General features: G+C 72.1%; 19 protein-coding genes. 11 read left to right on the forward strand and 8 right to left on the reverse strand.

Translation table 11 applies throughout. The annotated features are described in order from the left end of the window. The first annotated feature begins 272 nt into the window (after window positions 1-272). The 5 genes from O7603_RS22710 to O7603_RS22730 all read left to right on the forward strand — a co-directional run bounded on the left by O7603_RS22710 (window position 273) and on the right by O7603_RS22730 (window position 6173). Window positions 273-1937 carry an ABC transporter substrate-binding protein gene (locus O7603_RS22710; RefSeq protein WP_281571808.1) on the forward strand — a complete coding sequence of 555 codons (1665 nt, stop codon included), beginning with the start codon at window positions 273-275 and terminating at the stop codon, window positions 1935-1937. Between the two features lie 78 nt (window positions 1938-2015). Then, window positions 2016-3020: an ABC transporter permease gene (locus tag O7603_RS22715; protein ID WP_281571809.1), complete on the forward strand. Its 1005-nt coding sequence runs from the start codon at window positions 2016-2018 to the stop codon at window positions 3018-3020. After that, window positions 3017-3976 (forward strand): ABC transporter permease, encoded by a 960-nt coding sequence (locus tag O7603_RS22720; protein ID WP_281571810.1) that lies wholly within the window; start codon window positions 3017-3019, stop codon window positions 3974-3976. Before O7603_RS22715 ends, O7603_RS22720 begins: the two co-directional genes overlap by 4 nt. A gap of 11 nt (window positions 3977-3987) precedes the next feature. Then, window positions 3988-5073 (forward strand): ABC transporter ATP-binding protein, encoded by a 1086-nt coding sequence (locus tag O7603_RS22725; protein WP_281571811.1) that lies wholly within the window; start codon window positions 3988-3990, stop codon window positions 5071-5073. Continuing rightward, complete coding sequence (locus O7603_RS22730) at window positions 5070-6173, forward strand: oligopeptide/dipeptide ABC transporter ATP-binding protein (protein ID WP_281571812.1); 1104 nt, start codon at window positions 5070-5072, stop codon at window positions 6171-6173. Before O7603_RS22725 ends, O7603_RS22730 begins: the two co-directional genes overlap by 4 nt. A 237-nt stretch (window positions 6174-6410) precedes the next feature. Here the strand turns inward: O7603_RS22730 and O7603_RS22735 are convergent, their stop codons facing one another. Both O7603_RS22735 and O7603_RS22740 read right to left on the reverse strand, forming a co-directional pair. Continuing rightward, a complete protein-coding gene (locus O7603_RS22735) occupies window positions 6411-6848 on the reverse strand; it encodes a hypothetical protein (protein WP_281571813.1) in 438 nt (145 codons plus the stop codon). Next, window positions 6830-7492: an HNH endonuclease family protein gene (locus O7603_RS22740; RefSeq protein ID WP_281571814.1), complete on the reverse strand. Its 663-nt coding sequence runs from the start codon at window positions 7490-7492 to the stop codon at window positions 6830-6832. The genes O7603_RS22735 and O7603_RS22740 overlap by 19 nt, the downstream gene beginning before the upstream one ends. 135 nt (window positions 7493-7627) lie before the next feature. Between O7603_RS22740 and O7603_RS22745 the strand changes: the two genes are divergently transcribed. Continuing rightward, on the forward strand, window positions 7628-9115 hold the full coding sequence (locus tag O7603_RS22745; protein WP_281571815.1) for an MFS transporter: 1488 nt from the start codon (window positions 7628-7630) through the stop codon (window positions 9113-9115). Between the two features lie 119 nt (window positions 9116-9234). Here O7603_RS22745 and leuA read toward each other — a convergent pair whose 3' ends face one another. Both leuA and O7603_RS22755 read right to left on the reverse strand, forming a co-directional pair. After that, window positions 9235-10986 (reverse strand): 2-isopropylmalate synthase, encoded by a 1752-nt coding sequence (gene leuA / locus O7603_RS22750; RefSeq protein WP_281571816.1) that lies wholly within the window; start codon window positions 10984-10986, stop codon window positions 9235-9237. Between the two features lie 236 nt (window positions 10987-11222). Beyond that, window positions 11223-12497 carry an MFS transporter gene (locus O7603_RS22755; RefSeq protein WP_281571817.1) on the reverse strand — a complete coding sequence of 425 codons (1275 nt, stop codon included), beginning with the start codon at window positions 12495-12497 and terminating at the stop codon, window positions 11223-11225. Window positions 12498-12570: 73 nt separating this feature from the next. On the opposite strand from O7603_RS22755, the gene O7603_RS22760 reads away from it, so the two are divergent. Further along, on the forward strand, window positions 12571-13560 hold the full coding sequence (locus O7603_RS22760) for a MarR family transcriptional regulator (RefSeq protein ID WP_281571818.1): 990 nt from the start codon (window positions 12571-12573) through the stop codon (window positions 13558-13560). Window positions 13561-13716: 156 nt separating this feature from the next. Here the strand turns inward: O7603_RS22760 and O7603_RS22765 are convergent, their stop codons facing one another. After that, window positions 13717-14247, reverse strand: coding sequence for a nitroreductase family protein (locus O7603_RS22765; RefSeq protein WP_281571819.1), 531 nt, complete (start codon window positions 14245-14247; stop codon window positions 13717-13719). 83 nt (window positions 14248-14330) lie between these two features. Next, window positions 14331-15239 (reverse strand): hypothetical protein, encoded by a 909-nt coding sequence (locus O7603_RS22770; protein ID WP_281571820.1) that lies wholly within the window; start codon window positions 15237-15239, stop codon window positions 14331-14333. A 222-nt stretch (window positions 15240-15461) separates the two neighbouring features. Between O7603_RS22770 and O7603_RS22775 the strand changes: the two genes are divergently transcribed. Next, window positions 15462-16727 (forward strand): aspartate kinase, encoded by a 1266-nt coding sequence (locus O7603_RS22775; RefSeq protein WP_281571821.1) that lies wholly within the window; start codon window positions 15462-15464, stop codon window positions 16725-16727. A 5-nt stretch (window positions 16728-16732) separates the two neighbouring features. Further along, a complete protein-coding gene (locus O7603_RS22780) occupies window positions 16733-17791 on the forward strand; it encodes an aspartate-semialdehyde dehydrogenase (RefSeq protein WP_281571822.1) in 1059 nt (352 codons plus the stop codon). Between the two features lie 183 nt (window positions 17792-17974). On the opposite strand, the gene O7603_RS22785 is transcribed toward O7603_RS22780, so the two are convergent. Beyond that, window positions 17975-19393, reverse strand: coding sequence for a diguanylate cyclase (locus O7603_RS22785; RefSeq protein WP_281571823.1), 1419 nt, complete (start codon window positions 19391-19393; stop codon window positions 17975-17977). Between the two features lie 216 nt (window positions 19394-19609). Between O7603_RS22785 and O7603_RS22790 the strand changes: the two genes are divergently transcribed. Together O7603_RS22790 and O7603_RS22795 are read left to right on the forward strand one after the other, a co-directional pair. Beyond that, window positions 19610-20389, forward strand: a complete 780-nt coding sequence (locus tag O7603_RS22790) for a phosphodiesterase (protein ID WP_281571824.1) — start codon at window positions 19610-19612, stop codon at window positions 20387-20389. A gap of 318 nt (window positions 20390-20707) precedes the next feature. Continuing rightward, window positions 20708-22414 carry a bifunctional metallophosphatase/5'-nucleotidase gene (locus tag O7603_RS22795; RefSeq protein WP_281571825.1) on the forward strand — a complete coding sequence of 569 codons (1707 nt, stop codon included), beginning with the start codon at window positions 20708-20710 and terminating at the stop codon, window positions 22412-22414. A 315-nt stretch (window positions 22415-22729) separates the two neighbouring features. On the opposite strand, the gene O7603_RS22800 is transcribed toward O7603_RS22795, so the two are convergent. Beyond that, complete coding sequence (locus O7603_RS22800) at window positions 22730-24010, reverse strand: MFS transporter (RefSeq protein WP_281571826.1); 1281 nt, start codon at window positions 24008-24010, stop codon at window positions 22730-22732. Window positions 24011-24117: the final 107 nt, after the last annotated feature.

Below are 24117 nucleotides of genomic sequence, written 5' to 3' on the forward strand. Positions count from 1 at the left end.
GCGCAGAGGCCGTCCCGGCAGCTCTCAGTTGATCTGACACCTGCCGCCCAGACCTGCCAGATTGACGTAACAGTTTGGCATCGTGAGCGCAGAATCCTCGGCTTAACCCGTCGTTCACCTACGAATCGACGGCCAGACCGCGGCAAAGACACGATCCGATACCAACCGTCCACACGGCGGTTTCCGCACGGTCGGAACGGGAGCTATGGTCACCGCCATCGGTGACCCCTGTCACCACGTTGTCCGTACCCCCTAGGACGAGGTGAAGCACCATGCGTGCATCCAGGCCGAAGGTCGCGATAGCGGCCGTCGCGGTTGCGGCCCTCGCGGTAGCAGGCTGCGCCGAGAGCAACCGCGATGACAGTTCCGGCGGAAGCAAGAAGGACACCCTCGTCTTCGGCGTCGCCGGAGACCCGAAGGTGCTCGACCCGAGCTTCGCCAGCGACGGTGAGTCGCTGCGCGTGGCGCGTCAGGTGTTCGAAACCCTGGTCCGTCCGGAGGAGGGCGGCACCAAGGTCACTCCCGGTCTCGCCGAGTCGTGGACCCCGGACGCCGCCGGCACGACGTGGACCTTCAAGCTCCGCTCCGGGGTGAAGTTCCACGACGGCACCGACTTCAACGCCGAGGCCGTCTGCGTCAACTTCAACCGCTGGTACAACGCCAAGGGCCTCATGCAGAGCCCGGACGTGACCGCGTACTGGCAGGACGTCATGGGCGGCTTCGCCAAGAACGAGGACGCGGAGCTGCCGCCGAGCCTCTTCAAGTCCTGCACCGCGAAGGACGCGACCACCGTTGACCTGGCCTTCACCCGGGTCTCCAGCAAGATCCCGGCCGCGCTGATGCTGCCGTCGTTCTCCATCCACAGCCCGAAGGCGCTGGAGCAGTACGACGCCAGCAACGTCGGCGGCACCGCGGAGGACATCAAGTACCCGGAGTACGCCACGGCGCACCCGACCGGCACCGGCCCGTTCAAGTTCAAGTCGTGGGACGTCGCCAACAAGACGCTCACCCTGGAGCGGAACGAGGACTACGCCGGCACGAAGGCCAAGCTGAAGACCCTCATCTTCAAGACCATCTCGGACGAGAACGCCCGCAAGCAGGCGCTGCGCTCCGGTGACATCCAGGGCTACGACCTGGTCGGCCCGGCCGACGTCAAGCCGCTCGGCGACGAGGGCTTCAACGTCCTCACCCGCCCGGCGTTCAACGTGCTCTACCTGGCGATCAACCAGAAGGGCAACCCGAAGCTGGCCGACATCCGGGTCCGGCAGGCGATCGCGTACGCGCTGAACCGGCAGGCCCTGGTCGACTCGAAGCTGCCCCCGGGCGCCAAGGTCGCGCAGAACTTCATGCCGGACACCGTCGAGGGCTGGAACGGCGACGTCACCAAGTACGACTACAACCCGGAGAAGGCCAAGCAGCTGCTGGCCGAGGCCGGCGCGTCGAACCTGACCCTGAAGTTCCACTACCCGACCGAGGTCACCCGGCCGTACATGCCGAGCCCGAAGGACATCTTCGAGCTGCTCTCCGCGGACCTGCAGGCGGTCGGCATCAAGGTCGAGGCCATCCCGCTGAAGTGGAGCCCGGACTACCTGAACGCCACCACCTCCGGGAGCAAGCACGACATCCACTTCCTCGGCTGGACCGGTGACTACGGCGACGGCTACAACTTCATCGGCACCTTCTTCGACCGGCCGAAGGACGAGTGGGGCTTCACCAACAAGGCCCTGTTCGACCAGTTCAAGGACGCCGACACCACCGCCGACCCGGCGGCCCGGACCGAGAAGTACAAGGCCCTGAACAAGGCCATCATGGACTTCCTGCCGGGTGTGCCCGTCTCGCACTCGCCGCCGGCGATCGTGTTCGGCAAGGACGTGACCGGCATCAAGGCCAGCCCGCTCACCGACGAGCGGTACGCCACCGCCGAGTTCAAGTCCTGACCTGACGCAAGGAACGCGGGCGGGCGCTGGAACCTCAGCGCCCGCCCGCACCCCTCCGCACCCCCTTCGAGGCCGCCCGTGTTCCGGTTCATCGTCAGACGCCTGCTCCAGCTGATACCGACGCTGTTCGGGCTCTCCCTCCTGCTCTTCATCTGGCTCCGCCGACTGCCCGGCGGTCCCGAGACCGCCATCCTCGGCGAACGCGGGACGCCCGAGATGCGTGCCGCGATCCGCCGCAACATGGGCCTGGACGAGCCGATCCTGGTGCAGTACGGCCGGTTCGTCCGGCGACTGATCCGGCTGGATCTGGGCACCTCGACCTCGACCAAGCGGTCGGTGGTCACCGAGTTCCTGGAGCGCTTCCCGGGCACCGTCGAGCTGACCATCACGGCGATGGTGATCGCGATCGGGATCGGCATCCCGCTGGGCTACCTGGCCGCCCGCCGCCGTGGCCGGCTCCTCGACCACGCCTCGGTCGGCGGCTCGCTGATCGGCATCTGCATCCCGGTGTTCTTCCTGGCGTACGTGCTGAAGGCGATCTTCTCGGAGAACCTGCACTGGTTCCCGTCCAGCGGTCGCCAGGACCCGACCATCGGCGCGACCCGGGTGACCAACTTCTTCGTCCTCGACGGCCTCATGACCCGCGAGTGGGACGCAGCCGCCGACGCGCTCTGGCACCTGGTGCTCCCCGGCATCGCGCTGGCGAGCATCCCGCTGGCCATCATCGTCCGGATCACCCGGGCGAGCGTGCTGGAAGTGCTCAACGAGGACTTCGTCCGCACCGCCGAGGCCAAGGGCCTCACCGAGCGGACCGTGCGGGGCCGGCACGTGCTGCGCAACTCGCTGCTGCCGGTGGTCACCTCGATCGGTCTGCTCACCGGCGGCCTGCTCTCCGGGGCGGTGCTGACCGAGACCGTGTTCGCCTTCAGCGGCATCGGGGCCTTCATCTACGACGCGATCAGTCAACGGGACTACCCGGTGCTGATGGGCTTCATCCTGATCATCGCGGTGGTGTACGTGCTGGTGAACCTCCTGGTCGACCTCTCCTACAGCCTGATCGACCCGAGGGTGAGGGTCCGATGACGATCATCACGGGCAGGAAGCGCGAGAAGATCGACCGCCTCGGCGAGCTGGCCGCGGCGCGCGACGACGAACAGGGCGTCAGCCTCTGGCGGGAGGCGTTCCGCCGGCTGCGCCGCAACCCGGCGGCGATCGTCGGCACGGTGATCCTGGGGCTGTTCCTGCTGGTCGCCATCGTCGGGCCGTTCCTCGTCCCGCACCCGGCGGACGCCCAGCTGTGGAAGGGCGAGGTCCGCCTCGGCGAATTCCCCGGCCCCCGGGCCGAGAACTGGTTCGGGATCGACCACATCGGCCGCGACGAGTTCAGCCGCATGATCGTCGGCGCCCGGCAGACCCTGCTGGTCGGCGTGGTCTCCACGCTGATCGGTCTCGCGGTGGGCTCGATCATCGGAGGCGTCGCGGGCGCCTCCGCCGGACTGGGCGGCCGCTGGGGTCGGGCCGTCGACAACGTGCTCATGCGCTTCGTCGACATGCTGCTGGCGATGCCGAGCCTGCTGCTGGCGATCAGCATCGCCGCCATCCTGGGTGCCGGTCTCACCACGGTGATGATCGCGGTCGGTGTGGTCTCCGTGCCGGTCTTCGCCCGGCTGCTGCGCGGGTCGATGATCGCCCAGGCCAACAGCGACTACGTGCTTGCCGCGACCTCGCTGGGCGTCAAGAAGCCGAAGATCGCGCTGACCCACGTGGTGCCGAACTCGCTCGCCCCGGTCATCGTGCAGGCCACGCTGACGCTGGCCACCGCGATCATCGAGGCCGCGGCGCTCTCCTTTCTCGGCCTCGGAAACAACGACGCCTCCATCCCCGAGTGGGGAGTGATGCTCGCCGACGCGCAGCAGTACCTCGACTCCGCGCCCCGGCTGGCGATCCTGCCCGCCCTCGCCATCATCGTCACCGCGCTCGGCTTCACCCTGCTCGGCGAGGCGATGCGCGAGGCCCTCGACCCGAAGCTGCGGAAGTAGGTCTGGCGACTATGGCACTGCTCGAAGTGGACGACCTCTCCGTCACGTTCGCCCGGCGCGGTCAGCGCACCGTGAACGCCGTGGACGGGGTCTCCTTCTCGGTCGACGCCGGTGAGGTGGTCGGCCTGGTCGGCGAGTCCGGCTGTGGCAAGAGCGTCACCTCGCTGGCGATCATGGGCCTCCTGCCGAAGCAGCCCGGCCTCCGGGTCGGCGGGAAGGCGGTCTTCGACGGCACGGACCTCCTCCAGCTGGACGACCGGTCCCGGCGGGACATCCGCGGTCGGGACATCGCGATGATCTTCCAGGACCCGCTCTCCTCGCTGAACCCGGTGATCCCGATCGGGTTGCAGGTCACCGAGGTGCTGACGCGGCACCGGGGGATGAAGGGGGAGGCGGCGCAGAAGGAGGCGGCCGCGCTGCTCGACCGGGTCGGCATCCCCGACCCGAAGCGCCGGCTCAAGGAGTACCCGCACCAGCTCTCCGGCGGCATGCGGCAGCGCGCCCTGATCGCCATGGCGGTGGCCTGCCAGCCGCGGCTGCTCATCGCCGACGAGCCGACCACCGCGCTGGACGTCACCATCCAGGCGCAGATCCTGGAGCTGCTCAAGGAGTTGGTGCGCGACTCCGGCACCGCGCTCGTGATGATCACGCACGACCTCGGCGTGGTGGCCGGCATGTGCGACACGATCAACGTGCTCTACGCCGGGCGGGTGGTGGAGACGGCCCGCCGTCGTCCGCTGTTCCGCGAGCCGCGTCACCCGTACACCGTGGGTCTGCTCGGCTCGGTGCCGCGCCTGGACGCCGGGCGCGGCGAGCGACTCAACCCCATCCCCGGCTCGGTCCGCGACGTGCTGCCCTGGCACGACGGCTGCGCCTTCGCCCCGCGCTGCGCCCGCCGGATCGACGAATGTGTCGGCGAGCCGCCGCAGCTGGTGCTCGCCCACGACGGCCGCAGCTACCGGTGCGTCAACCCGGCCCCGGTGCCCGGCTCGGTGCCGCCCGGCGCCTCGGTTGGCCCGGACGCCGCCGCCGCACCGGCGAATCCGGCCACCGCGCCGGCCCAGGTGCCCGCCCCGCGCGAGGAGGAATCAGCGTGAGCGACAACGACATCCTCGTCGAGGTACGCGACCTGAAGGTGCACTTCCCGATCCGGCGGGGGGTGCTCTTCGACCGGACGGTCGGCCACGTGAAGGCCGTGGACGGGGTCGACCTGCGCATTCCGCGGGGGAAGACGTACGGGCTGGTCGGTGAGTCCGGCTGCGGCAAGTCCACGCTGGGTCGGGCGCTGCTCCAGCTCACCCCGCCGACGAGCGGTGAGGTGAGCTTCGACGGCGTCGAGCTGACCACGCTGCCGCCGGCCAAGCTCCGGTCGACGCGTCGCCGGATGCAGATGATCTTCCAGGACCCGATGTCCAGCCTGGATCCCCGGCAGAACGTCGAGTCGATCCTCACCGAGGGCCTGCAGGCGCACGGCATCGGCGCCGACCGGGACGAGCGGCGCCGGATCATCGGTGAGACGCTGGACGCGGTCGGGCTGCCCCGCTGGGCGCTCTCCCGCTATCCGCACGAGTTCTCCGGCGGGCAGCGGCAGCGGATCGGGATCGCCCGGGCGCTGGTGCTCGGGCCGGAGCTGATCGTCGCCGACGAGCCGGTCTCCGCGCTCGACGTGTCGATCCAGGCGCAGGTGGTCAACCTGCTGGACGAGCTTCAGGACAGCCTGGGCCTGACCTACCTGGTGATCGCGCACGACCTCGCCGTGGTCCGGCACATCTCCGACACCGTCGGCGTGATGTACCTGGGCGCGCTGGTGGAGGAGGCGCCGAGCGACCGGCTCTACACCGAGCCGCTGCACCCGTACACCCGGGCGTTGATGTCGGCGGTGCCGGTGCCGGACCCGGACGTCGAGGACCGCCGGGAGCGGATCCTCCTCTCCGGGGACCTGCCGTCGCCGGCCAATCCGCCGGCCGGCTGCCGGTTCCACACCCGCTGCCCGTGGGCACAGCCCACCCGGTGCAAGGACGAGCGGCCGGTGCTGCGGGAGATCGGCGGCAGCCGGGTGGCCTGCCACTGGGCCGAGCAGATCGCCAGCGGCGAACTGCGACCGCACAAGGTCGCCGCGCAGATCGTCCGCCCCGAGGACGAGGGCGAGGCGCCCGGCGTCGTCTCCGCACCCAGCGAGCCCGGCTCGTACGTCTGACCGGCGTCGTGGTCGCCGGTGCACGTCGCCGTGCTCGGACCGCCTCGGCGTGCGAACGAACGTTATGACTCAGAGTCATAAATATGCCTCTGAGTCATAACGTTTCTGAGTAGAGCTGGCCCGGCGCGGGCCGCGACCCGCACCGGAGTGCGGCCCGGCCCCGCGGGCACCAGCGGCCGCCGGCGACGAGCGGGCACCGCGCGCCGGGCAGGGGGCGGGCGCTGGGAAGCTTGAGGGTCAGCCCTCGGGCCGGTGGAGCAAACCGACCGCGATGCCGTGCACCGCGTCGAGGCCGGCCGGGTCGGGCAGGGCCGCGCTGCCGCCGGTGACGACGTACCACTCGTCGGCGTCCTTGTACTGCACCCGCAGGGTGACCCGGCCGTCGGCCCATTCGGTGCGCAGCGTCAGCTCGCCGGTGACCACGCCGACCTCGTCGGTCATCACGCCGCCCGGGCCGGGCACGACATCGGCGGTCCGGCTCTGCTGGCCGGTGCCGGTGGTCGCGCCGCTGCCCGCGTCGGCCTGCATGCCGGCACCGGGCACCGCGGCGGTCGCCCCCGGCGGCCCGTCGGCGTTCATGCCGGCGCCCGGCTGCGCGGCCGGCGCTCCGGTGCCGCCGTCCGCGTTCATGCCGGCCGCGCTCGCCTCCGCCCCGGTCACGGCTTGCTCGCCCATGTGCAGTCCTCCAACATGTCGGTCAGGGCGGCCTTCTCGGCGCTGGTCACCGTCAGCCGCCAGTGGTGCTTGACCGTCACCCAGTGCTCGGCGTACTGGCACCAGTACGACCGGTTCGCCGGTTTCCACTGGGACGGGTCCTGGTCACCCTTTGCCCGGTTGGAGGACGCGGAAACCGCGATGAGCTGCGGACGCGTCGTGTCGTTGGCGAAGTCGCCCCGCTTCGCGTCGTCCCACTCGTCGGCGCCGGAGCGCCAGGCGTTGGCCAGCGGCACCACGTGGTCGATGTCCACGTCGGACGGGTCAGTGAAGGCGCGCCCGTCGTACACGCTCTCCCAGCGCCCGCCCACCACGTTGCAGCCGGAGAGCTTGATGTTCTTGCCGTCCCGCTTGAGCACGGTGTCCCGCACGTCGCAGTTGGTGCCGGTGTCCCGCCAGTGCGGGAACCGCTCCCGGCTGTAGCCCTTCATGGCCCCGGCGTTGGCCACCGTGAGCTGGCCCAACTCCTCCAGCACGTTGCGGCCGGCGCTGGGCGGCACATCCGGCTCCGGCTCGTCCACCGGCACGCAGCCGGCCGCGCCGAGCAGCAGCGCCGCGGCCAGCGCGACCGCCCGCGCCGCGCGCGGTCCTGATGTGGTACGCACAGACGACACCCTTCCAGCTTGCGGGCTCTCGGCGATCCCGCACAGTACCCGGGCACGGTTTCGGCGTTTCGTGGCGTCTCCCACATCGTGCAGGAAAGATAGGTAGCCGTGACCCAACCCGGTCCCCAGCTCCGAATGAGCAGCGCCGCAGGCCGGGGGACGCTGCTCGCCGCCGTGTTCGCCTCCGGCATGGTCTTCCTGGACGGCACGGTGGTCAACGTGGCCCTGCCCCGGCTCGGGCGCGAGCTGGACGCCTCCGTGGCCGATCTGCAGTGGACCGTGAACGGCTACCTGTTGATGCTCGCCGCGTTCGTGCTGCTCGGTGGGGCGCTCGGTGACCGCTTCGGCCGGCGTCGCATCTTCCTGCTCGGGGTGGTCTGGTTCACCGCCGCGTCCGTTCTCTGCGGCCTCGCCCAGGGCACCGGCTGGCTGGTCGGCGCCCGGTTCCTCCAGGGCGCCGGTGGCGCGCTGCTGACCCCCGGCTCGCTCTCGGTCCTCCAGTCCAGCTTCCATCCGGACGACCGGGGCCGGGCGATCGGCGCGTGGTCCGGGCTGTCCGGAGTGTCCACCGCGCTCGGCCCGTTCATCGGCGGCTGGCTGATCGACGCGCTCTCCTGGCGGTGGATCTTCTTCCTGAACGTGCCGCTCGCCGTCCTGGTCGTGCTCGCCACGATCCGCTGGGTGCCGGAGAGCCGGGACGAGAACCTCTCGCGCACCCGGGCCGAGGGCCGCCAGCACCGAGGGTTCGACGTGGCCGGCGCGCTGCTCGGCGCGCTCGCCCTGGGCGGCATCACGTACGCGCTGATCGACGCGCCCGGCCGGGGGCTCGGCGCGCCTCCGGTCTGGGGAGCGGCGCTGGCCGGCGTGGTCGGGGCGGTGGCGTTCGTGCTGCTGGAACGCCGCCGCGGCGACACCGCGATGCTCCCCACCGGGTTGTTCAGCAGCCGGCTCTTCTCGGTGCTGAACATCTTCACCGTGGTGGTCTACGCCGCCCTCAGCGGCTTCACCTTCTTTCTCGCCGTCTATCTCCAGAACGTGGTCGGCTGGTCGGCGCTGCTCACCGGGCTGGCGCTGCTGCCGATGACGGTGCTGCTGCTGATCGGATCCGCCCGAGCCGGCGCCCTGTCGGCGCGGATCGGGCCGCGGCTGCCGCTGACCATCGGCCCGGTGGTGGCCGCCGCCGGGCTGCTGCTGTTGCGCGGGGTCGGCCCGGGCGCCTCGTACTGGGTGGACGTGCTGCCCGGGGTCGTGCTCTTCGGCGCCGGCCTGACCCTGGTGGTGGCGCCACTGACCGCCTCGGTGCTGGCCGCGGTGTCGGACCGCTTCGCCGGGGTGGCCAGCGGCTTCAACAACGCCGCCGCACGGGCCGGCGGTCTGCTCGCGGTGGCCGCGCTGCCGCTGATGGTCGGCCTCTCCGGCGGCGGTTACGAGCAGCATGGCGAGCTGACCGACGCGTTCCGCGGCGCGATGCTCTGGTGCGCCGGGCTACTGCTGGCCGGTGCGGTGCTGGCCGTGTCGCTGATCCACCGGCCGCCGCGGGAGGCGCCGCCGTCGCAGCCCTGCCACACGCTGCCCGCGGCCACCCCGCCCGCTCGGAAGCAGGCGCGGGGACGGGCCGCCTGAGGCGTCCGACAGCGAACGGGCGTAGTGAGGCGTCCGACAGCGGACGGGCGTACCGAGGCGTCCGACAGCGGACGGGCCCCGGCCGACGACAGTCGCCGACCGGGGCCCGTCCGGGTGTCTCAGCCCCGGGCGCGGTTGACCGCGCTGGTCACCGCCTTGATCGAGGCGGTGACGATGTTCGCGTCGACCCCGACACCCCAGACCGTCCGGCCGTCGACGTCGCACTCCACGTACGCGGCGGCCTGCGCGTCGCCGCCGGAGGAGAGCGCGTGCTCGTGGTAGTCGAGCACGCGTACGCCCACACCCACCGACTGGAGCGCGCTGACGTACGCGTCGATCGGGCCGTTGCCGACCGCGGTGAGCGACCGCTGCTCGCCGTCGACGCCGACCCGGGCCTCGATCTCGACCTTGCCGTCGGCGGTGCCGATCGTGTAGCCGGCCAGCGTGACCGCCGGGTCGGGCTGGTGGTCGACCAGGTAGTGCCGGGCGAAGATCCCCCACATCGCGGACGGCTCGACCTCGCCGCCGTCGTGGTCGGTGACCTGCTGGACCACGCCGGAGAACTCGATCTGGAGCCGGCGCGGCAGGTCGAGCTGGTGCTCGGTCTTCATGATGTACGCGACGCCGCCCTTGCCGGACTGCGAGTTGACCCGGATGACCGCCTCGTAGGTGCGGCCCAGGTCCTTCGGGTCGATCGGCAGGTAGGGCACGGCCCACGCGTGCTCGTCGACCGGCACCCCGGCGTCCGCCGCGTCCGCCGCGAGCGCGTCGAAGCCCTTGTTGATCGCGTCCTGGTGTGAGCCGGAGAAGGCGGTGTAGACGAGGTCGCCCGCGTACGGGTGCCGCTCGTGCACCGGCAGCTGGTTGCAGTATTCGACGGCCCGCTTGACCTCGTCGATGTTCGAGAAGTCGATCATCGGGTCGATGCCCTGGGAGAAGAGGTTCAGCCCCAGCGTGACCAGGTCGACGTTGCCGGTGCGCTCGCCGTTGCCGAACAGGCAGCCCTCGATCCGGTCGGCGCCGGCCAGCAGGCCCAGCTCGGCGGCGGCCACCCCGGTGCCCCGGTCGTTGTGCGGGTGCAGGCTGAGCACCAGGCTGTCCCGTCGGGGCAGGTGCCGGTGCATCCACTCGATCGAGTCGGCGTACACGTTCGGCGTCGCCATCTCGACGGTGGCGGGCAGGTTGATGATCAGCTTGCGGTCCGGCGTCGGGTCGATCACCTCGATGACCTTGCCGCAGGCCTCCAGCGCGTACTCCAGCTCGGTGCCCGTGTACGACTCCGGGGAGTACTCGTAGTAGATCTCGGTGTCCGGGGTGTGGATCTCGGCGTACTTCAGGCAGAGCCGGGCGCCGGTGGTGGCGATGTCGGTGATGCCGTCCCGGTCCAGGCCGAAGACCACCCGGCGCTGGAGCGTCGAGGTGGAGTTGTAGAAGTGCACGATCGCCCGCTTCGCGCCGCGCAGCGACTCGAACGTCCGGTCGATGAGGTGCTCCCGGCACTGGGTGAGCACCTGGATCGTCACGTCGTCCGGGATCAGGTCCTGCTCGATCAGCTGCCGGACGAAGTCGTAGTCGGTCTGGCTGGCCGACGGGAAGCCGACCTCGATCTCCTTGTAGCCCATCTGCACCAGCAGCTGGAACATGCGGCGCTTGCGCTCGGGCGACATCGGGTCGATCAGCGCCTGGTTGCCGTCCCGCAGGTCCACCGCGCACCAGCGCGGGGCAGCGTCGACGCGGCGCGTCGGCCAGGTGCGGTCCGGCAGGTCGACGCGGAACTGCTGGTGGTAGGGCGCGTACCGCTGGTAGGGCATGCCGCTGGGGCGCTGCCGGGCGATCGGATCGGTCTCAGCGTCGGTGACGGGTTGAGCCATGACGGAGTGCTCTCCTGAACAGGTGGCGTCAGCAATCGGAAGGTGTCGGCGCTCTGCCGGGCGACGGTGCCGGGCGGTGCCGATGGAAGGTTCGGATGTGCTGGACGGCGCGGTTCAACTCCGCGACGAGGTGCCGGCCGGTCAGGCCTCGTCGCGGCAGCCAAGGAGAAGGAGCGCCCGCCACATGACAACGTGACCCTACGTGATGAGCCGGGGGGTGGGAAGGCGCGTCCGCACTATGGGACCAGAGTCACCCGATCCTCCGGCGAGGCGACCTCGCCCAGCCGCGGCGTCCGTTCGGCCCGAGCCACCGCCGGTACGATCGCCAGACCGACCAGCGTGAAGATCGCCGCCGTCGGGTACCAGCCCCAGCCGCCGGTGGTGACCCCGAGTGCGGTCAGCCCCGCCGGGGCGATCAGGTACTGCAACTGGGAGCCGAGCCGGAACGCCCCCACGTACGCGCCGCGCTGGGCGGCCGGCGGCAGGGTGGCGGTGAGTCCCCAGGCGCCCGCCGACTCGATCAGCTCCGCCACGATGAGCAGCGTCGCAGCGGCCACCAGCACCACCACGGTGAGCGCGCCCCGGGTCGCTCCGGAGACCGGCAGGACCAGGCAGAACAGGGCGATCAACAGGGCGCCCCGGCGGGACGCCCGGGCGGCGCCCGGCGCGCTGTCGGCGCCCCGGCTGGCGCGTACCTGGAGCAGCACGATCAGGACCGTGTTGAGCAGCACCAGCCCGGCGATCACCGCCTTCGGGGCGTCGGTGTGGGTGAGGATCCAGAGCGGCATCACCGTGAGGTAGAGCGTCTGATGCGCGGTGAGCAGCCCGGAAAGCACGGACACCGCCATGAACGGCCGGTCCCGCAGCACGGCGAGCCGGCTCATCGGCTCCGCCGGCCGGGTCACCTGCGGCAGCCGGGGCAGCCGCCGCACGAAGAGCGACGTCACCAGGAAGACCGCCGCGATGAACCAGACCATCGCCCGGTACGCCGCGATCGTGTCCGCCGCCAGCACCAGGCCGCTGATCACCGCGCCCAACCCGAACCCGACGTTCAGCGACGAGCGCTGGTACGCCATGGCGGTGACCCGTTCGGCCGGAGGAAGCGCGTTGATCGAGTAGACCTGCACGGCCACGCCCGTCGCGGCGTGCACGGCGGCCAGCGCCACCACCACGGTGAGGAAGCCGGCGAAGCCGCCCACGAAGGGGTAGGTCGCGAAGAGCGCCGCCTCCAGCACCAGCCCGAGCACCCAGACCCGCTGCGGGCCGTACCGGTCGGTGAGCCCGCCCAGCGGCACCGTGCCCAGCAGCGACACTCCCGCCGCGATGGAGAGGCCCAACCCCACCTGGGCGGCGCTGAGCCCGAGCGCCCGGGTGAAGAAGACGGCGCTGCCGGCCTGGAACAGGCCGTTGCCGACGGCGTAGACCATGGCCTGCACGGCCAGGGCGCGGGTCAGCCCGGCGGGCGGTACGACGTGCCGGGCGGCGGTACGGATGGTGTCTCTGGCTCCCATGACGGGTGAGCCAAGCGGGGCCCCCACGGCCCGGTCGAGCGATTTAGGCTGAGCCGAATCCACGGGGGTGCGCGTGTCCGAGTTGCGGTTCGAGCCGGCCGACGTCGCGGGCGTGCGGTTCACGGTCTCGCCGGTGTGGGAGACCGTCTCCAGCCTCTGGTTGCTCGACAACCCGGTCCGGCACGCCGTGCACCTGTCCTGGATCGACCGGGCCCGGGTGACCGCCCGCCGCCCCGAGGTGGCCGTCCGGATCCGGTCGCTGCGGGGGCTGGCCCGGCCCCGCCGCTGGCTGCCCGACTTCCTCACCCCAGCGACCACCCGGGCCGATGTGACCCTGGAGGAGCAGCTCGACCAGATCGCGGCGACCGCGCCCGACGTCGTGGTGCGGGACCTGTTGTCCACCACCCCGAGCGGGCCGCTGTCCCGGTTCGGGCAGGCCCTGCTGGTCGCGCCGCGCGAGCTGCTGCCGCAGCTCGTCGATGCGGTGCGGGTCTGGCACGACGAGGCGATCGCGCCGGACTGGGCGCGCATGCGGGCGCTGCTGGAGGCCGACGTCGCCCACCGCGCCGCTCAGCTTGCCGAGGGTGGCGCCGGGAGGGTCCTGGACCAGCTGCACCGGAGCCTGCACTGGCTCGGCGATCGAGTGGTCAGCGACGACCCGTTCGAGCGGGACTTCGACCTGGGCGGGCGCGGGCTGGCGCTCAACCCGGGGGTCTTCACGGACCGGCGGGTGCTGTGGAACCTGCTGGAGGAGTCCATGCCCGCCGGGACGTACCCGGTCCGGGCGGTCGGCACGCTGTGGGAGACGTACCCGATGCCCCCCGGGGACCCACTGGCCCGAGTGGTGGGGTCGGGCCGGGCCGCGCTACTGCACCTGCTCGACACGCCGGCGACCACCACCGACTTGGCCCGGCGCACCGGCCTCTCCTGCGGGAGCGTCTCCCAGCACCTGGCGGCCCTGCACGCCGCCGGGCTGGTCGTCCGCACCCGGCGCAGCCGCCACGTCTTCTACCGCAACACGGATGCCGCGATGGTCCTCCTCCGCGCCGCCCGGGGCGACTGAGGCGTACGTCCTCCGGCTTCCGACCGCCGGTCCGCCGACGGACCTGGGGTGCGTCGAGGCGTGCTCCGTCAAGCATGGCGACAGGGCGCGGTGTCCCGACCGGACGGCGCCGGGTTGCCGCGCCGCCGGTCGGTCGAGGGGCGGGAATCGGGGCGTTCAGCGGAGGAGGAGAAAGGGCAGCGGGTGGCGGTGGCGCAGGGCGGTCTCCCGGGCGAGCAGGTCGGGCGGCAGCGCGTATGGGTCGCCGAGCCGACCGACGGCGGCCACCACCAGCGGGCGTACGTCGCCGGGCAGGTCCAGTTCCGTGGCGAGGCCGGCCCGGTCGAAGCGGGTGACCTGGCGTACGTGCAGGCCGAGCGCGGTGGCCTGCACGGTCAGGTGAGCCATCGCCTGCCCCAGGTCGTACGCGGCGCGCTCGGCGTCGCCGCCGGTGTGCGCGCCCACCACCAGCGCGGAGGCGTGCCGGGCCCAGCTCTGGTCGCCGCCGGGCAGGTTGATCAGGATCCGCTTCCAGGTGTCGTCGTCCCGGTGGCCGAGGGCGAACCGCCAGGGCTGCCGGTTTTCGGCCGAGGGTGCCCAGCGGGCCGCCTCCAGCAGCGAAGCCGCCTCGCCCGGGCGCAGCTCGTTGCCGGGGTCGAACGCCCGAGGGCTCCAGCGGAAGGCGAGCAGCGGGGTGAGGTCGGCCATGGAGGAAGGGTCCTGTATGGCCGTTTCGACCGGGCGGACGGGCCGGGTAAATGTGGGCAAGAGCACCCGTAACGGGACGAAGATCAGGACGTTCCGTCGCTCGGGCTGCCCGACGGATCCGGCGACGGCGACGCCGTGCCGAGCGGATCGCCGTCGACCACCGGCCCGGCCAGCTGGATCGTGGCCGGCGCGGGGGCGGGCGGGCCGGACAGCGTGAGTGTGCCCAGGTCGGTCCGCGCCGCGGTCGGGGTGCCGTCCTGCTCGTAGCAGTAGATCCCCACGTCGAGTGGTGCGTTCAACGACGCCGAGGTGGTCTCCACCGAGTAGCAGGCGCCGGTGGCGCCGGGCGGCGGCTCGGCGGGCGACACCGAGAGCGGGGCACGCCGGTCGGTGAGCACGTCCAGCCAGTCGGTGAACGGGTGCTGCACCCGGGGGTCCAGCCGGCGCGGGAGAGTGTCGTCCGGGTCTCCGACGCGTACGCAGCTCGCCGGCTCCGGTCGGGCGGCCGACGGCAGGCCGCACTGGAACAGCCCGTCCGGGGTGGCCGCGATCGAGACGTCGGCGGCCCCGCCGAGCGCGCCACCGGGCACGTCCACCCGCCAGCTGCCGTCGTTCGCGCTGGTCACCAGGATCGTCCGGTCCGCCTCGCCCGATCGCCGCAGGGTGTACCGGGCGGTCAGGTGCCGGTCCTGGGCCGCCGCGGCGAGGCCGGCCAGTTCGTCGCGGGCCGCGTTCACGGCGACCGGGTCGGGGACTTCCGGCGCCGGCGCGGTGGGCCGGTCGGCGGTGCAGGCGACGAGGAGCGCCGGCAGGACGAGCGCGAGCGCAGCGGCCGCGAGCCGGCGGGTCGTCGGTCGGCGGACCGTGCGCGCACCGAGTCCGTGTGCGGCGGTGATGTGCGGGCCGGTCGCGGGCCGGTTGGGCGTGCGCGGGCCGGTCGCGGGCCGGTCGGGCCTTCGCGGTGGTCGGGCCGGACGGTGGTGGGCGGGCATCGGCCCATTCTGCGGTTCCCTCCGTCCGAGCGGGGGCCCGCCGGACGCGGCCCGCGCCGGCGTGTCGCCCGCAGGTCGGCCGGCGGCCCGGGGCCGGATGGTGGGATCACCTGACCCGCCGGTCGGACCGGCCGGATACCCTGAGGAGGTCTGACATGCGCCGCCGGCCCCGTGACCGGCGGCGTCGGCACGCTCAGGGTGACTGGGAGGGAGTGCACCGTCGTGGCACTCGTGGTGCAGAAGTACGGCGGGTCCTCCGTCGCCAACGCCGAGCGGATCAAGCGGGTGGCCGAGCGCATCGTCGCGGCCCGCAAGGCCGGCGACGACGTCGTGGTCGTGGTCTCCGCGATGGGGGACACCACCGACGAGCTGCTCGACCTGGCCAACCAGGTCAGCCCGCTGCCGCCCGGCCGCGAGCTGGACATGCTGCTCACCGCCGGGGAGCGGATCTCCATGGCGCTGCTGGCCATGGCCATCCACAACCTGGGCTACGAGGCCCGCTCGTTCACCGGCTCGCAGGCCGGTGTGATCACGACCTCGGTGCACGGCCGGGCGCGGATCATCGACGTCACGCCGGGCCGCCTGAAGGGCGCGCTCGACGAGGGTGCCGTGGTGATCGTCGCCGGCTTCCAGGGCGTGTCCCAGGACACCAAGGACGTCACCACGCTCGGCCGTGGCGGCTCGGACACCACCGCCGTGGCGCTCGCCGCCGCGCTGCGCGCCGACGTCTGCGAGATCTACACCGACGTCGACGGCATCTTCAGCGCCGACCCCCGGATCGTCCCCAACGCCCGGCACATCAAGCACATCACCTACGAGGAGATGCTGGAGCTGGCCGCCTGCGGCGCCAAGGTGCTGCACCTGCGTAGCGTGGAGTACGCCCGGCGGGCGGGGTTGCCGATCCACGTCCGTTCGTCATACTCGACCAACACCGGCACGATGGTCACCGGATCGATGGAGGACCTTCCTGTGGAGCAAGCACTGATCACCGGGGTCGCCCACGACCGCAGCGAGGCGAAGATCACGATCGTCGGGGTGCCGGACGAGCCGGGCGCCGCCGCGAGCATCTTCGACACCGTCGCGGGCGCCGAGATCAACATCGACATGATCGTGCAGAACGTCTCCACCGAGGGCACCGGGCGTACGGACATCTCCTTCACCCTGCCCAAGACCGACGGCCCGACCGCGATGGCAGCGCTCAGCAAGATCCAGGAGTCGGTCAAGTTCAAGGGGCTGCTCTACGACGACCACGTCGGGAAGGTCTCGCTCATCGGTGCCGGGATGCGTTCGCACCCGGGCGTGGCGGCCGGCTTCTTCGCGGCCCTCGGCGCGGCCGGCGTGAACATCGAGATGATCTCCACGTCCGAGATCCGCGTCTCCGTGGTCTGCCGCGACACCGACCTCGACGCGGCGGTCCGCGCGATCCATGACGCGTTCGAGCTCGGCGGTGACACCGAAGCCGTCGTGTACGCGGGGACCGGGCGGTAGCGCCGATGGGGGCGCTGCCCACCCTCGCCGTGGTCGGGGCGACCGGTGCCGTCGGCACCGTGATGTGCGAGCTGCTCACCGGGCGCCGCAACGTCTGGGGCGAGATCCGGCTGCTCGCGTCCGAACGCTCGGTCGGGCGGCGGCTGCGCTGCCGGGGCGAGGAGCTCACCGTCCAGGCGGTGACCCCGGAGGCGTTCGACGGGGTCGACGTCGCGATGTTCGACGTGCCGGACGAGGTCTCCGCCCAGTGGGCGCCGGTCGCGGTCAGCCGCGGCGCGGTGGTGGTGGACAACTCGGGGGCGTACCGGATGGACCGGGACGTCCCGCTGGTCGTGCCCGAGATCAACCCGGAGCAGGTGCGCAACCGGCCGAAGGGCATCATCGCCAACGCCAACTGCACGACTCTCGCGATGATCGTCGCGGTCGCCCCGCTGCACCGCGAGTACGGCCTCCGTGAGCTGGTGCTCGCCTCGTACCAGGCGGTCTCCGGCGCCGGACAGGCCGGCGTGGACACCCTGCACACCCAGCTCGGCAAGATCGCCGGGGACCGAGTGCTGGGCTCCCGGCCGGGCGACGTGCGCCAGGCGGTCGGCGACGAGCTGGGCCCGTTCCCCGCGCCGCTGGCGCTGAACGTGGTGCCCTGGGCCGGCTCGCCCGCCGACGCCGGCTGGTCGTCCGAGGAGATGAAGATCCGCAACGAGTCGCGGAAGATCCTCGGCCTGCCCGACCTGAAGGTCTCCGCCACCTGCGTACGGGTGCCCGTGGTGACCGGTCACTCGGTGGCCGTGCACGCGGTCTTCGCCACCGAGGTGGAGGCGGAGGGCGCTCGCGAGGCGCTGCGGAACGCACCCGGCGTGATCCTGGTCGACGACCCGGCGGCCGGCGAGTTCCCGATGCCGATCGACGCCGTGGGCACCGACCCGTCCTGGGTAGGCCGGATCCGCCGCGCCCTCGACGACCCGCGCGCGCTCGACCTCTTCATCACCGGCGACAACCTCCGGAAGGGCGCCGCCCTGAACACCGCCCAGATCGCCGAACTCCTGGCCACCGAACTAACCCGCTGACGCGCACCCCACCCCACACCCCGCGGGCACCATCCACACCCCGTCGCACCCCATCGCCTCCGCCGATCAAGCACTTGTGGTGCCCGAACTGACATGCTTTGTGGCTTTTACGAGGCACCACAACTGCATGATCGACCGGGGCGGGGCGGGGCGGGGCGGGGTGGGGCGGGTGCGGGGGCGGGGTTAGGGGGCTAGGCGGACGCCGTCGCGGCCGTCGCGTTTGACGGCGTAGAGGGCCCGGTCGGCACGGCGGAGGGTGAGTTCGGGAGACTCGCCGGTGCGGGGGAGCGCCACCCCGACGCTGATCGTGCGGCCGGTACGCCGGGCCGCCGCCGTCAGCCGCTCGGCGATGCGCACCGCCTCCTCCGGCCGGTTCACCTCGATCACCGCCACGAACTCGTCGCCGCCGATCCGGTACAGCTCGTCGCCCTGCCGCAGCGCCGCCTCCAGGGCCCGGGCCAGCCCGATCAGCAGCCGGTCGCCGGCCTGGTGGCCGTACGTGTCGTTGACCGTCTTGAAGCCGTCCACGTCGATCGCCAGCAGGGCGGTCCGGCCAGGGGTGGCCGCGGCGATCCGCTGGCCGAACGGCCCGGTGTGCCGCAGCCCGGTCAACGGGTCCGAGCTGGCCTGTTCGCGGAGCCGGTTGAGGGTACGCAGCCGGTCCAGGCTGTTCCAGGCCTGCGCGGCGAGCAGTTCCGTCAGGCTGACCGTGGTCGGATCGGGGCGGAGCAGTCGATTGTCGGCGACGAGCAGCACGCCGCCGCCGTCGGGCGGGCCGATCGGGACCGCGACCAGGGTCCGTACGCCGGCTCGGGCCAGCGGGCGGTAATCCTCCGTCGGCGGGTGGCCGGCCTCGCCGAGGGTGTAGCCCGCACCGTACCGGTGCGCCCGGCCGACGATGCGATCGAGCGCCGACGGGCCGGCCTCGGTCAGCTCGGCTCGGATCCGGCACTCCAGCTCGCCGGGAGCGACCGGTGGCGCGCCGAGGCGCGGCCCGTCCTCGCCGGTGATCACCAGCACCGCGGCGGAGAGCGCGGAGACGTCCCGGGCGGCGCAGATGACCGCCGTCAACAGGTCGCGTTCGGTGGGCGCGGCGGAGAGCGCGGCGGCGTGCCGAAGCAGCTTCTCGCTCCGGCTCTCCGCCGGTGGCCCGCCGAGCGCCACGATGCGCGCGCCGAGTCGGGCGGCCAGCAGCTCGGCACTGTCTCGCCAGGGCGCCAGGTCGACCGGCGTGCTCCACTGCAGGTCCAGCACGCCGATCGGCCGTCCGGCCGGGTCCAGCACCGGCACGCAGAGCTCGGCGGTCACGTCCGGGCGGACCGGGAGGTAGTCGGGGTCCGCGGCGACGTCGGGCACGACCGCGCTCTCGCCGGTGGCGTACACCCGGCCGACGATCCCGGTCTTCGGCGGTACGGTCGCGAAGACCTGCCACGCGCCGGTGGCCGCGACGCAGCGCAGCCGGTCCTGGGCCTGGAGCAGCACGGAGATGGTGGCCGGGGTGTGCCGGGCGAGCGTGCTGACGGTCCACTGGCAGGCCTCGACAGCGGTCGAGGCCGTGGGGAGGCGGACCGTGACGTCACGGATGACTCGCTGGTGATCCACTCGCACGTCGTTCCAGATAGGGGCGGGGTCGGCTGGCGCCGAGCCGTGCGATCAAGCGTACTCATGGAGTGAGCGGTGCCGTACCGCTCAAGATCGAGCACCGCCTTCGTACACATGTGCTATCCACAGGCTGTGGACACGACCGGTGGATCGTGCGGACCCCGCGCCGGGCGGCCCGGCGATAGCGTGAAGGCTCCGCCCGCGAGGAGGCCCCCCATGCTCATCGCCCAACTCAGCGATCCGCACGTGACCACCGGCCCGCTCGCCGCCGAACCGGCCGCCGGGCTGCACCGGGCGCTCGGCCGGGTGCTCGGGCTGCGGCCCCGACCCGACTGCGTGGTGATCACCGGTGACCTGGTCGACAACGGCCGCACCGACGAATACCTGGCCCTGCGCGAGGTGATCGGCCAGTTCCCCCTGCCGGTGCACCTGGTGCCCGGCAACCACGACGACCGGGAGTCGCTGCTCGACACCTTCGGCGGCACGCCGTGGCTGGGCGGCGGCTTCTCGGCGTACTACCACGTCGACCACCCGACGGCCACGGTCGTGGTGCTGGACTCCCTGGTGCCCGGCGCCGGTGGCGGGCGGCTCGGGGACGAGCAGTTGGGCTGGCTCGACGGGGTGCTGGCCGGCCGGACGGAGGTGCCGGCGGTGGTCTGCCTGCACCACCCGCCGGTCGCCGTGGGCATCCCGGCCGCCGACGCCATCGGCCTGGCGGACGCCGACGCGCTCGCCGAGGTGATCGGGCGGCACCCGCACGTGGTTCGGGTGGTGGCCGGCCACCTGCACCGGCCGGTCACCGCGGCCTTCGCCGGCACGGTGCTGACCGTGGCGCCCAGCACCGTGCGGCAGAGTTCGTTGACCATGCGCGCCGACGACGAGATCGGTTGGGTCGCCGAGCCGACCGCGTTCCTGCTGCACCTGGTTGACGAGGGTGGATGTGTGACGCACACCGTGCAGGTCAGTCACGCCGCCGGGCACACCTGCGGCTTCTGACCGCTCGGATTCAAGGCCCCCTGGCGCGTCGCGTCGAGGCGCCGGTTGTCGTTGAGCCGCCCCTGTGGACGGTGGAAGATCCGTCGCGGCCCGACGGTCGTCGGAATCGTCGGTGAACGGACCCGGGCCGGCCGGTCATATTCGCAGGTCTGATGAGCTGCTCCGGTCGACCGACCGGGCCGGGGATGAGAGGCTGTCCCGGACGGGGCGGCGACCCCCAACCGCTGCCACCGAGACCGATCCTTCCGACGGTGTCGGTCGGAGCCCGCTCGATCCATCGGCCGGACACCGTACGCGCCGAACCCTCAGAGGAGTTCCATGTCCATCCCCGGGATGCGTCGGGCCGCGGTCGGCCTGACCGCACTCGCGGTGGCCGCCTTCGGCGCGGTCACCAGCACCCCCGACCAGGCTGAGGCGGGACCGAAGCCCGTCGACGTCACCCTGCTCGCTCTCAACGACTTCCACGGCAACCTCGAACCGCCGAGCGGCTCCAGCGGCACCATCGCCGGGCAGACCGCGGGCGGCGTCGAGTACCTCGCCACCCACCTGGCCGAGCTGCGCGAGGCGGCCAAGAAGAAGAACACCATCACGGTGGCCGCCGGCGACCTGATCGGCGCCTCCCCGCTGCTCTCCGCGGCGTTCCACGACGAGCCGACGATCGAGGCGCTGTCGATGGCCGGGCTGGACTACGCCAGCGTCGGCAACCACGAGTTCGACGAGGGTGCCAAGGAGCTGTTGCGCATCCAGAACGGTGGTTGCCACCCGGTCGACGGCTGCGCCGACGGCACCCCGTACAAGGGCGCCGGCTTCCAGTACCTGTCGGCCAACGCGTTCAAGACCGCCACCGGCCGGCCGCTGCTCCCGCCGTACGCCATCCACAAGGTCGACGGCGTCAAGATCGGCTTCATCGGGATGACCCTGGAGGGCACCCCGGAGATCGTCAGCCAGGAGGGCGTGGCCGGCCTGAGCTTCGCCGACGAGGCGCAGACCGCCAACAAGTACGCCCGCGAGCTGCGACGCAAGGGTGTGCAGACGATCGTCGTGCTGCTGCACGAGGGCGGAAACCAGGCCGCCACCGGCGGCATCAACGACTGCGTCGGCATGACCGGCCCGATCGTGGACATCGTCAACCGGATGGACCCGTCGATCGACGCCGTCGTCAGCGGGCACACGCACCAGGCGTACAACTGCGAGATCAACGACAAGCTGGTCACGAGCGCCAGCTCGTTCGGCCGCCTGGTCACCGACATCGATCTGAAGATCGACAAGCGCACCGGTGACGTGATCACGGCCAAGGCCGAGAACGTCGTCGTCACCCGGGACGTCGCCAAGGACGCCCGGCAGACCGCGCTGATCGACCGCTACAAGACCGTCCTCGGCCCGGTCGCCGACCGGCAGGTCGGCGAGACCACCGCCGCGATCACCCGCAGCCAGGAATCCCTGTTCGGTACGACGATGGGCGAGTCGGCGCTGGGCAATCTGATCGCCGACGCGCAGTTCGCGGCCACCGACACCGAGCAGAACGCGGTCGCCGCGTTCATGAACCCCGGCGGCGTCCGGGCCGACCTGGACGCCGGCCCGGTCACCTACGAGGAGGCGTTCACGGTCCAGCCGTTCGCCAACAACCTCGTGACGCTGGACCTGACCGGCGCGCAGCTCTACTGCGTGCTGGAGCAGCAGTTCGTCGTCAACCGGGTCCTCTATCCGTCGTCGACCGTGCGCTACGTGGTCGACCCGAACGGCACGACCGCCCCCGCCACGGACCCGTGCGCGGGCACCCGGGTCGTCCGGGGCAGCCTCGCCCTCGGCGGCGCGACCGTCGACCCCGCCGCCACCTACCGGGTGACGGTGAACAACTTCCTGGCCGGCGGCGGTGACGGCTTCAGCACCCTCACCGCCGGGACGAACCTGGTCACCGGTCTGATCGACCTGGACGCCTTCGTGGCGTACCTGACCGCCGAGTCGCCGGTCTCCGCGCCGGCGCTGGACCGGATCCGCACCGCCACCGAGGCCCCCGCCGCCTGACGGCAGGCCCCGACCCGATCGGGCCCCGGAGCAGCAGCTCCGGGGCCCGACCCGTTCCGGCCCGCCCGCGTCTCGGCCCCGGTCCCCGGCGTCCGACCGCCACGCCGGACGCGTGCTCCCCGACCCCGTGCCCGAGGCCTCGGGCCCTCGCCGCCGCCGCGCTCGGCGCCACCCGACGCGAGATCACGCTCCAACCTGGATGTGGTGGCCTCTCCGCGCGCTGATGCCACTACTTCCCGGAAGTAGTGCGATCTTGAAGCGAGCGACGCAGCCGCGCGTGCATGCGGTGGGGCCCACGCGGTGGGTTGGGCGGGGTCAGGCGTGGGTGCCGACGGGCTCGAGCGACGCCGTGAGCGGGCGGCGGCCGTCCTGCGCCGGGGTGAGCAGGCGGCGCAGGGAGAGCGCCACCACGGAGGCGGTCAGGCAGCCGCCGACCACGGCGACGACCCAGATCTTGCCGTCGGCCGCGCCGATCAGCGGGCCGGCGGTCACCGGACCGATCACCCCGCTGATGCCGAAGATCATCGAACTCATCGCGTTGTAGCGGCCGCGCAGCTCGTCGGTCGCCAGCGCGTTGGTCAGCGCCGGCATCACCGGCGACAGCATCGTCTCGCCGAAACCGAAGATCGCCGAGCAGGCCACCACGCCGAGCGCGGCGACCAGCGCGTTGCCCGTACCGATGACACCGGCGACGCCGAGCACGAGCCAGGCGGTCGCGAACACCGCGCCCACGGCGGCGAGCGCGCCGGTGCGGCTGCGCCCGTCCATCCGCCGGATCACCACCAGTTGTGCGAGCACGATCATCACGGTGTTGCCGGCGAGCGCCCAGGCGACGACGCGGGGAGTCACCTCGGCGACCCGGATGGCGTACGCGGTGAAGCCCACCTCGATCTGCGCGTAGCCGCAGGTGGTGAGGATCAGGCCGAAGATGACCAGACGCCGGAACGGCCGATCCCGCAGCACGGTGAGGTAGCCGCCGGCGGACGGCCGGTCGTCCGCCGCTGCGGCGGCGAGCCGGTGGCCGACGGCGGGAAGGGTGAGCAGGATGAGCGCCGGCATCAGGTAGCTGATCGCGTCCAGCACGTAGATCATCTGGAAGGTGACCGGGCGGCTGGTGTCGACGACCGCGCCGGAGACCAGGCCACCGATGCCGATGCCCAGGTTGAGCAGGGCGAAGCTCAGACCGAACACACGTTGGCGCTCGCCGTCGTCGGTCAGCGACGCGAGGATCGTGTTCTGCCCGGACCAGATGGCGGAGCTGCCGATCGCGATGAGGGTCATCACCAGGAAGGCCGAGGCGGTCGAGTCGACGAGCGCGAGCGAGCCGGTGCCCACCGCCTCGACCAGCAGACAGGGCAGCACCACGCGGCGGGCGCCGAACCGGTCGATCAACGTGCCGCCGAGCGGCGACAGCGCGAGGGTGACCGCGCCGTACCAGCCGATGACCAGGCCGGCGCGGGTGTCAGTGAGCCCCCGGACGTCGGTCAGGTAGATGAACAGGAACGGCAGGGTCAGGCCGCGCCCGATCGCCGAGAGCAGGGTGCCGACGAGGATCCGGCGGGCTTCCGGGCGGCGGGGCAGGGCGCGACGTAACATGCCGCGATTCTGGTGGGAGGCTGTGACGAACTGCGACCGGTTTACCGGCCGACCGGACGCGCGACGACCCGGCACGTGACGAACCCCACGGGGTCGTCCGGCCGGTG

This window comes from Micromonospora sp. WMMD812 (assembly GCF_027497215.1).
Taxonomy (GTDB): domain Bacteria; phylum Actinomycetota; class Actinomycetes; order Mycobacteriales; family Micromonosporaceae; genus Micromonospora.